The 12,148-nt window shown below is 52.1% G+C and carries 12 protein-coding genes; 3 read left to right on the forward strand and 9 right to left on the reverse strand.

What is annotated here, in order from left to right:
• Nucleotides 1-3: 3 nt before the first annotated feature.
• Nucleotides 4-1,206, reverse strand: coding sequence for a glycine betaine/L-proline ABC transporter ATP-binding protein ProV (proV, locus tag A3GO_RS0107145; RefSeq protein ID WP_029132820.1), 1,203 nt, complete (start codon nucleotides 1,204-1,206; stop codon nucleotides 4-6).
• Nucleotides 1,207-1,760: 554 nt separating this feature from the next.
• On the opposite strand from proV, the gene A3GO_RS0107150 reads away from it, so the two are divergent.
• Entirely contained in the window at nucleotides 1,761-2,174 is a 414-nt protein-coding gene (locus tag A3GO_RS0107150; RefSeq protein WP_051301927.1) for a HesB/IscA family protein, read from the forward strand.
• The gene (locus A3GO_RS0107155) at nucleotides 2,165-3,418 is read left to right on the forward strand and encodes an ATP-grasp domain-containing protein (RefSeq protein WP_084609883.1); all 1,254 of its coding nucleotides are present in this window, start codon (nucleotides 2,165-2,167) and stop codon (nucleotides 3,416-3,418) included. Before A3GO_RS0107150 ends, A3GO_RS0107155 begins: the two co-directional genes overlap by 10 nt.
• A gap of 11 nt (nucleotides 3,419-3,429) precedes the next feature.
• Here A3GO_RS0107155 and A3GO_RS0107160 read toward each other — a convergent pair whose 3' ends face one another.
• The 6 genes from A3GO_RS0107160 to A3GO_RS25255 all read right to left on the reverse strand — a co-directional run bounded on the left by A3GO_RS0107160 (nucleotide 3,430) and on the right by A3GO_RS25255 (nucleotide 9,259).
• On the reverse strand, nucleotides 3,430-3,714 hold the full coding sequence (locus A3GO_RS0107160; protein WP_029132823.1) for an oxidative damage protection protein: 285 nt from the start codon (nucleotides 3,712-3,714) through the stop codon (nucleotides 3,430-3,432).
• 24 nt (nucleotides 3,715-3,738) lie between these two features.
• Nucleotides 3,739-4,803 (reverse strand): AmmeMemoRadiSam system radical SAM enzyme, encoded by a 1,065-nt coding sequence (gene amrS, locus A3GO_RS0107165; protein WP_169720375.1) that lies wholly within the window; start codon nucleotides 4,801-4,803, stop codon nucleotides 3,739-3,741.
• Complete coding sequence (locus tag A3GO_RS0107170) at nucleotides 4,772-5,668, reverse strand: formyltransferase family protein (protein WP_029132825.1); 897 nt, start codon at nucleotides 5,666-5,668, stop codon at nucleotides 4,772-4,774. The genes amrS and A3GO_RS0107170 overlap by 32 nt, the downstream gene beginning before the upstream one ends.
• A gap of 152 nt (nucleotides 5,669-5,820) precedes the next feature.
• The gene (locus tag A3GO_RS0107175) at nucleotides 5,821-6,852 is read right to left on the reverse strand and encodes a TIR domain-containing protein (protein ID WP_029132826.1); all 1,032 of its coding nucleotides are present in this window, start codon (nucleotides 6,850-6,852) and stop codon (nucleotides 5,821-5,823) included.
• A gap of 368 nt (nucleotides 6,853-7,220) precedes the next feature.
• The gene (locus tag A3GO_RS0107180) at nucleotides 7,221-8,009 is read right to left on the reverse strand and encodes a hypothetical protein (RefSeq protein WP_029132827.1); all 789 of its coding nucleotides are present in this window, start codon (nucleotides 8,007-8,009) and stop codon (nucleotides 7,221-7,223) included.
• A gap of 68 nt (nucleotides 8,010-8,077) precedes the next feature.
• Entirely contained in the window at nucleotides 8,078-9,259 is a 1,182-nt protein-coding gene (locus tag A3GO_RS25255; protein ID WP_051301929.1) for a hypothetical protein, read from the reverse strand.
• 513 nt (nucleotides 9,260-9,772) lie between these two features.
• Between A3GO_RS25255 and A3GO_RS0107190 the strand changes: the two genes are divergently transcribed.
• Complete coding sequence (locus A3GO_RS0107190; protein ID WP_029132828.1) at nucleotides 9,773-10,558, forward strand: DUF2189 domain-containing protein; 786 nt, start codon at nucleotides 9,773-9,775, stop codon at nucleotides 10,556-10,558.
• A gap of 290 nt (nucleotides 10,559-10,848) precedes the next feature.
• On the opposite strand, the gene A3GO_RS0107195 is transcribed toward A3GO_RS0107190, so the two are convergent.
• Together A3GO_RS0107195 and hybE are read right to left on the reverse strand one after the other, a co-directional pair.
• Entirely contained in the window at nucleotides 10,849-11,487 is a 639-nt protein-coding gene (locus A3GO_RS0107195; protein ID WP_029132829.1) for a dioxygenase family protein, read from the reverse strand.
• 118 nt (nucleotides 11,488-11,605) lie between these two features.
• On the reverse strand, nucleotides 11,606-12,142 hold the full coding sequence (gene hybE, locus A3GO_RS25260; protein WP_029132830.1) for a [NiFe]-hydrogenase assembly chaperone HybE: 537 nt from the start codon (nucleotides 12,140-12,142) through the stop codon (nucleotides 11,606-11,608).
• Nucleotides 12,143-12,148: the final 6 nt, after the last annotated feature.

Consider the following 12,148-nt stretch of genomic DNA (forward strand, 5'->3'; position numbering starts at 1 on the left):
CAATCACCTGGCCTGCCTGTCCAAAGTTTCCAGCATGGTGGCCTTGCTCACCGTGCCGATATAACGCCCGTCGCTGGATATCACGGGCAGTCCGTAGCCGTGTTGGGCCAGCGGACCAAACAGGTCGCCCAGCGAAGCATCCTGCTGTACCGTTTCAACCGACGGTATGAAGGCATTCTTCAGGTGCGGGTCATCGTTTTGCAGCTCTTGTTTCAGGGAATCAACCGAGACAATCCCGGCAAAGCGCCGTCCCCGATCAATCACATAGCCGTACTCCCTATCATGCTGCCGTAATCGTTCCAGTGCCGCCCGCGCACCAATACCACCATGCTCAATCACAGTGACCTGGGTCTTGCGTGCGATATCACCCGCGGTAAACACCGTCGAAACATCCACCCCACGGAAGAAGGAGCGCACATAGTCATCGGCCGGGTTGCGCAGAATCTCATCTGGCGACCCCACCTGTACCACGCGACCGCCCTCCATGATGGCGATGCGATCACCGATGCGGATGGCTTCATCCAGATCGTGGGAAATAAATATAATGGTGCGTTGACGGGTCTCCTGCAGATTGAGCAGCTCATCCTGCATTTCGGAGCGAATCAGCGGATCAAGCGCGGAGAACGCCTCATCCATCAGCAGCACGGAAGGATCGTTGGCCAGCGCCCTGGCCAGGCCGACCCGCTGCTGCATCCCGCCGGAAAGTTCATGCGGAAAACTCTCGCCCCAGGCATCCAGTCCCACTTGCTGCAACGCCTCTTCGGCCCGTTGCAGACGTTCATTCAACGGAGTACCACCCAGTTCCAGCCCAAATGCGGCATTCTGCAATACCGTCAGGTGCGGCATCAGCGCAAACGACTGGAACACCATGCTCATGTCCCTGCGCCGCAGATCGCGCAGTTCTTCATCCGTCATGGAGGCGATATCCCGGCCATCCACCAGCACCTCACCCGCCGTGGGCTCAATCAGCCGGTTGAGCAAGCGCACCATGGTCGATTTGCCGGAGCCGGACAGCCCCATGACGACAAATATCTCGCCCTCCTTGACATCGAAGGAGGCGTTATTGACGCCCACCGCATGACCGGTCTTTTCAAAAACGGTCTCTTTATCCACACCCTGCCTGGCCAGACGAAGCGCTTCCTTCGGGTTTTTTCCAAAGATCTTGAATAGATTCTTTACTTGAACCTTGACAGGCGATTGCTGCATATAGTTATCACTTTCCGGATGAGGTGGCTGCTTGGTTCACAACCTGTCACTTGCCCGCGGATAGAGAGCCAAGCGATTGAATTGATTAGTGGACTATGTTGATTCCACGTGCTGTACCACTTAAACAAAATATGCTGTGTATCAAAATTGATTTAACAGGAATGTACACAGCAACAATATATAACATATTGATTATTATTCATTTTAAATAATTTCATTCAATATGAATAATTTAGAATACTAACAATTATTGCGCTATGTCGTCAAATGCGTGGCTGGTTAATAATAAGAATACCATCGCATTCAAATGATCTGCGTTGGCCGTCAACGCCCGTTAATCACGGACACGGCAACGCGGTGTGCACATAGAAAACCTGCCACAAGAATAATCACCACCCCCCAGGATCGGGAAGCCTCAACAGAGTGAGCGAAAACAGCAGCCGAAACCCGGTTGTATGCAGCCGAATTCGTGCTAGCTTGTAACCTATACACCGATCCATGGTCATACCAGGCAAGTTAGTTATGTTCTTAAATATCCGCGCAGGAGATTAATTATGGGTTTATTTCAACGGGAAAGAACCGAAGAGAAGGCCACGTTCAGTCACCAGATCACCGATGAGGTACGTGTGACACCGGAGGCAAGGGATCAGCTGATCCAGTTGGTCCAGAATGAGGAAGACATCGTCGGCATACGCATCTTCATTTATGGCGGGGGTTGTAGCGGTATGAATTATGGCCTGACCTTCGTGGAGAGTCCCCAGGAGATCGACTGCGTCCTGGAGCAGGATGGACTGAAGATCTTTGTCGATCCGGTGGCCTTGGGCGTTCTGGAAGGGGTCGAGGTGGATTATCAGACTCAAGGGCTCAACAGCAGCATTGTATTCCGCAATGTGTTCCAGAACATCGGCGGGAGCGGCGGCTGCGGTGGCTGCGGTGCCTCCGGGGGTGGCGGCGGGGGTTGTGCCTGAACCTGACGCAGATGCAGTCCCGGTTGTTGCTGATCAGCCCGGGCCAGAGCTATCGCCTGGCCCCCTATCTGAAGGCGGCAGAACGGCTGGGTGTATCACTGACCATTGTTTCCGACAGCCGCTATTCACTGACCCGTGAAGTGGCCGACGGCATTCAGGGCGACTTTACAGAACCCTCGGAACTACTCGATACCATCATCGCCCAGGCGCAGACCACTCCGTTCAGCGGGGTGGTCGCAAGTGACGACAGCACCGTGGAACTGGCGGCACGCATCGCCACCCGCCTGGGGCTGCCCACCAACTCCATCGCCTCCGCAACCCTCAGCCACCGAAAGGACCTGGCACGCGGACAGCTAAAGGCAGCGGGACTGCCCGTGCCGGAGCATTGGCAGCTGGATCTTGCCCGGGAGATTACGCCCCAGTTGCAGGGACTCCCCTACCCCGTGGTACTGAAACCGGTCAGTCTCTCCGCCAGTCGCGGCGTCATCCGCGCCAACGATCCGGATGAAGCGGCCGAGGCGTGTCGGATCATCGCCCGGATTATTGCGCCGTTAAGTAACCCCATTGAACGCCAGACCCTGCTGATCGAGCGCTACCTGCCGGGCCAGGAGGTAGCCCTGGAAGGACTACTGCAACAAGGGGTATTCACACCGCTGGCCCTGTTTGACAAACCAGACCCGCTCACCGGGCCCTATTTTGAGGAGACCTATTACATCACCCCCTCGCGACTCCCTGATGCGATCCAGCAGCGCATCAGGCAGACGGTAGCGGATGCCTGTCGGGTCTATGGGTTGCACCAGGGGCCGGTGCATGCAGAGCTGAGAATTGATGGGAATCAGGTATGGATTCTGGAAATCGCCTCCCGCACCATCGGCGGGGAGTGCAGCAGGAGCCTGGATGCGGTTCTGGCACGCCCCCTGGAAGAGTATGTACTGGCCGCCGCGATGGGTAACCCGCTGCCTGTCGAACGGCGGTCGGGGGCATCGGGCGTACTAATGATCCCCATCCCCCGCGCCGGCGTCCTGCGTCGTATCAACGGCGTACAGGAGATCAGGACACTGCCCCACATTACCGATATCCGTATTAGTATGGAGTCCGGACAGGTCGTTGAGACCCTGCCAGAAGCATCCAGTTATCTCGGCTTTATCTACAGCACCGCCGACACGCCGCAAGCGGCAGAGCAGGCCCTGCGCAACGCCCATCGCGCGCTGGATATTACTATCGACCCCCTGCTGAATAGCTGAAAACGGTCGCGCTACTTCTTACCGCCACCAGCACGATAGCCTGCCGGGAGCTGACCATAATCGCCCTCCCCAAACAGAAAACCGAGCATATGCTGCTCAATCAGTGACAGATTTTTTGGATCAGCGGTGCTCAGGCCGTTTTCATTGACGATTATCACCAGGCGATCAAGCCACTGCCGCCAACCCTCCCTGGAGACATTCTCATAGATTCGCTCACCCAGTTCACCCGGATGCGGTGGCTTGTCCAATCCCTCTGCCTTGCGTTTGAGCACCACACATTCAACCATTCGTTTCATAGTCAATTACCCTGTACAAAAAGACTACTCATACTTTTTCAACAGCACACCCTCCTCTCCGCAACAGGAGGCACTGCACTTTTTCACTGCGTTCAACTGCAGCGATTTTTCCGGAAAATAGGCCTGAAGGGGTTTGTTCTCCATGGCACAGTCACAGCCGGTATCCGCATAGACATAGGCATTTTTCAACCCCGCCCGTTGCGCTTCCGCATGCGCCTGCCACAAGGTCTCCACGGGAGTCGGTGGAATATGCGACAACTTGTAGGCCGGGAAAAAACGGGTAATGTGCCAGGGGCTCTCTTCACCCAGGTGATCACGCACCCAACAGGCGATGCGGTAAAGCTCATCCCTGTCGTCATTCTTGCCCGGGATCACGTTGGTTCTCGTCTCCACATGAATCCCCAGTTCCTGGGCCATTTCTATGGCACTGAGCACCTGCTCGACCCGAGCGGTGGGACAGATCTCGTGATAGAAATCATCCCGCAGGCTCTTGATGTCGGAACAGAGCACATCGATATGCGGGGCCACCCGAACCAGCGCCTCCGGGGTGATGAAGCTGTTGCTGACATAGACGGTATAGAGTCCGGCCTGATGCGCCAGCGGAGCCACATCCAGTATGTACTCCAACCAGACCGCCGGTTCCGAGTAAGTAAAGGCGATCCCCTCCACACCCTCACGCAGGGCCGCCTGGACCAGTTCGTCCGGGGTGATAAAGGCCTCGGTGGAAGCCCCTCTGGCCAGTTCATCCAGAGCCGTCACGCCCCAGGAGATTTCCAGATTGTGGCAGCCGCCGCAACGAAAACTGCAGCCGTAGCTGCCTACCGAGAGCACCCGGGTACCCGGTCGAAAATGGCGCACCGGTTTGGCCTCGATAGGATTGACATCAATCGACGAGAGGATGCCGTAAGAGAGGTTATACAGAGTACCATTGCGGTTGACATGAGCCTGACAGAATCCGCGCTGCCCATGACTCAGCTTACAGCGCCAGGAGCAGAGTCCACAGCGGACCGTGCCGCCAGGTAGCTGTTCCTGCAGGCAGGTTTCAACCAGTTGGTAATTATCCACGGGAATTTTGATCGGACGACTCACCACCCCTCCTCGTTAAGACGCGCAGCACCACACTACCATCATAGCAGTGAATCAGCCGCTCACCCGGCAGAGGTTGTGCCGAGTGACCGCTCGCGGCAAGCGACGCGTCCTGAATCGGATCGCGACCGGCGTGCGTCTCCAGGAAGGGGACGCCCAAACCCCTGACCCCCTTCACGAATCGCACTACCCGTCGAGCGGACCAGCCGGGGTCAATCGCGAAGTCCTCCGGCCGGGGATGGCCCTGCCGGCTACCCGACTCCGCATCCTGCACGGACTCACCGGACCGTCCCTTGCTGTAGTTTTCCAGATACGCCAGAAACAGCCCCACCCCGCAACGCCCCACACGCCGACAGATCTCCATATAGTCCGGAAAATCAGTCAGCTCAAAACTGCATTGATCGATAATAGGGCCAAGATCGAGCAACCGGTTCATACGATGCAGGGTCACCCCGATACCGGCCTGCCCATCGCGCAGTTGCCAAAAAATGGGATTAACACCGCGATAATCCGGCAACAACGAGGGATGGATATTCAGCCAGCCGAGCGGCACACCCTCCAGCAGTGCCGGTGATATCCGGTGCGGATAGCAGGAGACCAGCACCCGCTCCGGACGGTCGATCTGGACAATCTGCTGCAGTTGCTGTGATGATCCGCTGGTTGCCGCAATGCCGTGCGCAGCGGCAAGTTCCAACACCCCGGCTTGATCTTCCGCTGTGATCAGCGGCGGCAGACGCCCATCCGCTCCGTAACCACCACTGTCCGGACCATCGATAAACAGCATATCGGGGGACGCATTACTCTCCAGCAGCGCCGCCAGGGAGGCAGCGGATTGAGCCGAACGGCTCCCGACAAACAGCAGTTTCATGGGCGTGTATCTCTTTGCAGACGAGAAAATACTGCCTTTTTAGCTCAACGCATCAAACACCGGTTTGTGAATATTGGCGGTTTTTTTGAGTTTTTTTTAAAAAAAGTGACAGCATTTACAAATCCGCGTGCTTTGACTTGTTAAGTGCCTTTTTAAGATTGCAACTGAATCCTTTCTAGGATGAACTGGGCAACCTTCTTTTCTGAGAAGTTATTGGCATCAATATAACCATCTATTGAAAATACACCTTCAATTTCTTCATTATCGAAGCGTACAAACATCACTCTATCACTATCTTTAGACTTTATAATATCTCTCACAGCCCGCCATTCTAGTCCACACCACTCTTTTTCTGCATATTCTTTACAGAAGAAAACTACAACTAAGTCTGATTGGTTTCTGTAGATATTTTGAATTAATGTATCAGCATTGGGCTTGGCTATTTGAGATTGATAGTCAAAATCATAAAACATTTGGTTATCACCCAAAGATGCTCTTAGTATGTCGGCAATATTTGAGACATATGATCTTTTCTCTCCAGGAAAAGATAATGCCACTTTAAAGTTAATCGATTCAACTTTTTTCAATGATGTATCTACCTTTGTAACTTCTGGCTTTTCTAGTAAGCGTTCAAGAGCAAGTAATGATAACGAGAAGGGATCAGGCTGAATATATTTTGCACTTTCTCTGCCTGGGTGAACTAATGATAGGTGATAAAGAAGATAATTAACCCAGATCGCCAATGGGTTGTCGTTTACAATTGTGATTGTTGTTTTGGGGTCAGCTCGTTGACCTCCAACTATTTCCGCTACAGTTCTACTTTTAATCTTCTCTGCTTCATTTTTATTAAATAAACTTCCGGCTCTATTTGCCATCCTAGCAAATAGTTTACAAGCCTCTCCTTCAAGAACAGCAAATGATGAAAGTTTTGCTCCTCTCATTCCCCACTGCAAGTCACTTGTTTGTATATCTTTCATGAGCTGTGGAAGCTCATCTTTTATATCTATATCGCCATAGTATTGCCAAAGCATAATAGTATGATTAGGCGATTCAAATTTCTCATCCTTGAATTTCTCAGGTGAAAACAAGAATTTTTTAAATTTTAAATCATGAAATTTGTCTGATTCTGCTTCAAAAGCAGCAATTAGTCTTTCTATTTCTCTTCGTTTCTTTCTAAGAGACATACTTCTTCCTGAAGGTGGTGAGAGCACTTAACGAGGCTGTAGAAAAACCTCAAAAACAGCCATTTTCGGTTTTTTGTCAAAAAGTATCATTTTCTTTGGCCATCCTTAAAGCTTTCTTCAGAAGTCATATGGCGCGATATGCGCCCACTTAAATCACTTGCATATGGGAATCAATAGGATCAGAGTCATTGGTCCGGGGGGTATCCAGGACGTACTGCGGGTTGAGCCCTTCGGTAACATCGTCGAAGGCACAGTCAACCGCAAGTGAAGTGCCCTTATTCGTAAAACCAATGACTCCGACCCCATTGGTTTTCAGCGGCCGGTTTGGCGCGCGCAGCGTGACAAACCGGTCCGACTGGCGCTACTGGTTAGAAGCTTTTTCTCACTGCCAAAACCCTCAGAATAAGGGCCGACCATTTTATTGAATCATAAATAACTGACTTTATGACGGGTTTTGAACCGTGCACATCGCCCATTGCGGACCGCAGTTTCTGCATAATGAACGCTGCTTGGTTCAGAGAGCCACTAAAGTTCTTTATAAATGGTGTAATATCCGAATCAGGCCAACCAATAGCCTGCAATTCCTTTTCCAGGTTTTCTTGCGCACCAATTGCCTTAATCGATTGGCTTATTCGTTCTTGAAACGAAGCCTTATGAGGATCTCCTAAACTGAACACCTGATAGATTGATAGTGTTACCGAATCTATTGCGCCAGAAGATGCTGACAAAGCCCCACTTAGGTCGCCGTCTCGTAGCCTAGTTGCGGCTTTTAGTAAATCTTCATGAGCTTGCTCTGGAAGCTCCAAAAGTTCTGAAATATCGAAAACATCGATGGGTAGTAAACGGTTATTCTGGAACTTCCATCCCACTCTAGACAGAACTCTTTCCAATTCGGATTCAAGGTCCGATCTACGAATGAGCATCTCCTCACAACATATAGAGGCAACGTGGCTTTGCTGCTTCTCACTCAAGCCGCCGATCTGCTGGTCAATCTCACTCAAGAGCTGTGATTTCGTTGCTCCACCTTGAGATCTTTGCTCCAAATGCGCGAGCTTGGACATGTCGATATCTGCATATCCAACGATTTCTTTTATGAGCCCGAAAGAAAAATTGTTTACTAATGAGGACCGAATTGGACCCCAAGGAATTTTACTCATACTCAAATCTTCCCTAAGCTTCTAACGACAAAGCGCACCGGCGCGAAGCGTCCGCGTGGCGCGCATTGTTAGCCCATTTTTACGGTGAGTTTCGGTAAGTACATAGAAACAGGGCTCTCATCGGTTTTCTCTTTACTATCTAGAAGTGCTCTTACATGCTCTGTAAGCTCCGCTCTAGCCGAGGCGATTCGGTCCATAATCGTATATGGGTCAGACGTGTCGATAATTATTGTTCTACCTTGTTGCACATCAAATGGAATTTTGTCCCCTTTTCGAATGATTTGTATTGATGGGAGCTTGAACGCATGCCGTATGCCCAGTTCGTAGTGAGCGTTTTGATTTCCGAAAGATAGATCAGTAATGCATAGACGGCTGTATGCTATATGCTCTACAACTTGTTTGGTTACATGTCCAGGCTTACTTATATTGTCCGCGCGAACAACATCTATACCTGCTTCTTTTAGGACTGGAGTAATAAGATGTTTTAACATTGCATCTGCATGCTTTCGTTGATCACTCCCCTCATCGCCGATAGGCGTTATTATGAAGCATGCTTTTGAATAATCAGATTCAGTTAGATCTGCCAGACTTGAAGTTGTATCTGTGTAGGTAACATCCGATGTTTGATTGTCTTCACTTCCGATCCCTACGGCAGCATTACTTGATCGCAACGCAAATGCATTCTCATCGCTTTCATCAAGCATACCGGCAAAACGAGCATTTGAAAGAATAAGCTGAATGGTCTCATCAACTCTCGCTTTAGGGACGTGGTACTTTTGCTCAAGTACATTTTTAAAGATTTCCCCGTTTGGCAACTTTGACCCAGAATAGTCTGAATAAAATTGTGCGAGAATTTTGGGGGCTGCAATTGCCTTGACTTTACCTTCTCTATCTTCACCCTCATAAGTAGGCGATAATATTTTTCGACCTGTCTCTGAAATCTTATATGTTCCGGATTCGTCTGAGTGAATTATGCCGTACGCTGATGCTGACCACAGCAGGTATTTATTGTTTGGGTTTTTAGCAGAAAATTCCATTGCTTTAGCAATATCTTCCCAAGACGCATTTTTACCTGCGTAATGGTCGTTGATTGTTTTAGCTATACTTAAGGCATCTTGCAACGACTTCTTTGGCAAATCTTGAGACGAGATCTGTTTCTGTGCGCGTTGTTTAGATTGCGCAGCCGATTTCCTTGTTACCTTCTTTTTTACAACCTTTTTCTTAGAGACCTGCTTTTTCTGGGGTGTCATTTTTTACCTCCTCCATTTCTTATCGATAATAGCTTCAAGTCACTACGGCATTTATGGGCTAACAGCTGATTATGCGTCTCGCGCATTTCTTGAGAAATGTTGCTCGCGCATTATTTGTAAAAAGCGACTTTTCCGTGTCAGGCATTGCCTCCGGCCATGTCCTGATTGACCCATCTGGATATTGTTTTGGTGTGTTTTTCAGCATCCCGCCAAGCGAATATTCCTTACCTTCTCAGTAGGTTACCAGACAACAAACGCGAGGTGAAATAATTTCTTAACGATGCCGGACAAAGGCCAACTATCGCTCGCAAAGCCCCAAACTCAGCGGATAATAATTACCTTATCCTACCCGGCATGCAAATAACCCGAATCAGCCATTCAGACCTACCCCGCGACGGGACGAGAACACTATTCTCCGGGGTTATTCCCGCAAAAGGTCAATATCCGACTGCTATACTCTGGCAGTAGGAAAACTATCATTCCTGCACTGTTCGAATACGCTGGAGGTGAACCATGAGTCACACCATTTTGAGTACCTATTCCGACCACCGGAAACTCGCTCAAGTAGAGGACATCACCACCGACCATCCCTGGCGTTGGCTGGTCGCCGGCTGGCAGGATCTGAAACGCACTCCAGCCACCAGTATCGGCTATGGGGTACTGATTACCATCGCCAGCTACCTGCTCACTCTGGGCACTGTTGCGACCGGACTGTTCTATCTGCTGCCGATACTGCTCGGGGGATTTTTCCTGGTGGCACCAGCCCTGGGCCTGGGTCTGTACGAGGTCAGCCGACGTGTTGAAAATGGCGAACCGGCCAATTTCATGCACGCATTGCGCGCCATCGGCAAACACAGCTTCGCCATCAGTACCATGGGCGCGGCCATGGCGGTCTGTTTCATCGCGTGGTTTCTGGCGGCAAGCCTGATCTTCATGTTGATGAACAGCGGTATCACCCCGACCATGGAAAACGTCGTTCCCTATCTGTTCTCGCTGGAGAATATGCCGATGCTGGCCGTCGGAACCCTGGTGGGCGCGATGTTCGCTCTGGCCGTGTTCTCCTTCAGCGTGGTTTCCGTTCCCATGCTGCTGGATCGCGAGGATGTGGATGTCATGAGCGCCATGCGCGTCAGTTTCGAGGCTTTCCGCTTTAACCTGGTACCGATGCTGGTTTGGGCCGGATTGATTGTGCTGGTGATCGTGGGCGGTTTCTTCACACTATATGTGGGGCTTGCCATCGGATTCCCAGTCGTGGCTCACGCCTCCTGGCACGCCTATAGAGATGTGGTCAAAAAATAGGCCATGTCCCAGTTACCTGGTGCATGAGAAGTGGCCTTTTTGTAGAAGCGGATTTATCCGCGAAATTCGCGGCTGAAGCCACTCCTACCGCTACGCTTGGCCGCCGGAGAGGGGTTTGACCTGTAGGAGGCCCGCCCCTGGCCGAATTCGCGGCGAGGCGCCGCTCCTACCGGGCGAATCGCCAAGCCAAGTCAAAACAAGACCAACATATAATTGGGACAGAGCAAAAAAATAGCCCTGCCCATTAAACACCCCCCGGCGATAGCGGGGGGTGTTTGTAAACCGCTGATTCAGGCAGGGGTAACTTCAAGAACAATATCCTTCTCGGCCATCCATTGTACATCACTCAGTTCCACCGACCTGAAATCGACGCTTACCAGGTGGCGGCGTTCTTGTGGGATCGCACGGTAGAGAAAATCATCTGCGTTTTTGGCCTCGCCCGCGACATAGAATTGGGTGACGAAGGGGGCGCGTCCCTCCGGGAACACGGCGACATGAATGTGGGGCGTGCGCCCGGGATAAGGCACCGGATGGATGGTGCGAAAACGATAGCGCCCTTCACTGTCGGTCACGGTATGACCAGAACCCTGGAACCCCGGGTCGAGCGGTCGCCGTGCCTGGTCGTTCGGATGGTGGTAACGCCCGTTGTTATCGCATTGCCAGATCTCGACGCGAACCCCATCCAACGGATGGCCGTTGCGATCCAGAACTCGTCCGTACAGATCGGTGATCTGTCCCTGGGCTGATGTATCGCTACCGGCAACCTGGACCAGGTTGTTGTCATTATCCAGGGGGGGTTGTTTGGGATAGAAAGGACCGGGGGTCTGGCGGGGTGTCAGTGGCCGCAACGCGCTTAGCGTCGGTACCGTATAGACGACCAACAGACCTGCCGAGGTGAGAACAAATTTCCTGCGTGTTATGTTTTTCATAGTCCCTGATCATCCGCGCGCTTGTCTACCCGTGAGACTGCTGCGTTGATGGCAGGTTCCCCCAATCCTCTGGATCGACCGGCCAGAGCGCTGACCGCGTGCCAAAGATATCGGTGACTTATTTCATCATGCCGCGGAGAAAATCACGCCGGGTGCCGCTTTTTTTCTCTGCGGATTTTGCCTCCCGTTCAATATCCAGCCGCCCCGGCATGGCCACCTTCACCGACTCGCCGGACGGTTGTTCCGTCGGGGGCTGGAACAGCAGCGTCATCACCTCTTCAGCGGTGCTTTTGATCGTCTCCTGGGAGGGGAAATCGTGCAGTGGCGACATCAGGGAACAGGCCAGGTAGACCCCCAGGTCGGGGTTCTCCGAAGCCATGAATACAACGCTTCCCTGGGGAAACACAAAAGTCCGGTGATCACCTTCTGCCAACTCTTCGGCCTCGGCAGTCGCCGGCAGCAGGATCAGTTGCAGAGTCCAGGGGGTGATCAGCGCGCCGGCCCAGTACTGTTCAAATCGACGCAGCCCGACAATCTCCGTCGTCAGCCGATCATTGCAGACCGGCAACCCCTGCATCTGGTTCTGCTCGATCCGGCGAAAGGCACGGGTGATTTCGGCTGCCGGGTCGGCGGCAAAAAAGGCGGATCGGGTCATGGGCGT

Source organism: Sedimenticola selenatireducens DSM 17993 (assembly GCF_000428045.1).
Lineage (GTDB): Bacteria > Pseudomonadota > Gammaproteobacteria > Chromatiales > Chromatiaceae > Sedimenticola > Sedimenticola selenatireducens.

Excerpts from the sequence above, each read along its gene's own strand:
- proV (WP_029132820.1), bottom strand. The coding sequence starts at position 1,206 with ATGCAGCAATCGCCTGTCAAGGTTCAAGTAAAGAATCTATTCAAGATC.
- A3GO_RS0107150 (WP_051301927.1), top strand. The coding sequence starts at position 1,761 with ATGGGTTTATTTCAACGGGAAAGAACCGAAGAGAAGGCCACGTTCAGT.
- A3GO_RS0107160 (WP_029132823.1), bottom strand. The coding sequence starts at position 3,714 with ATGAAACGAATGGTTGAATGTGTGGTGCTCAAACGCAAGGCAGAGGGA.
- A3GO_RS0107170 (WP_029132825.1), bottom strand. The coding sequence starts at position 5,668 with ATGAAACTGCTGTTTGTCGGGAGCCGTTCGGCTCAATCCGCTGCCTCC.
- A3GO_RS0107175 (WP_029132826.1), bottom strand. The coding sequence starts at position 6,852 with ATGTCTCTTAGAAAGAAACGAAGAGAAATAGAAAGACTAATTGCTGCT.
- A3GO_RS0107180 (WP_029132827.1), bottom strand. The coding sequence starts at position 8,009 with ATGAGTAAAATTCCTTGGGGTCCAATTCGGTCCTCATTAGTAAACAAT.
- A3GO_RS25255 (WP_051301929.1), bottom strand. The coding sequence starts at position 9,259 with ATGACACCCCAGAAAAAGCAGGTCTCTAAGAAAAAGGTTGTAAAAAAG.
- A3GO_RS0107190 (WP_029132828.1), top strand. The coding sequence starts at position 9,773 with ATGAGTCACACCATTTTGAGTACCTATTCCGACCACCGGAAACTCGCT.
- A3GO_RS0107195 (WP_029132829.1), bottom strand. The coding sequence starts at position 11,487 with ATGAAAAACATAACACGCAGGAAATTTGTTCTCACCTCGGCAGGTCTG.
- hybE (WP_029132830.1), bottom strand. The coding sequence starts at position 12,142 with ATGACCCGATCCGCCTTTTTTGCCGCCGACCCGGCAGCCGAAATCACC.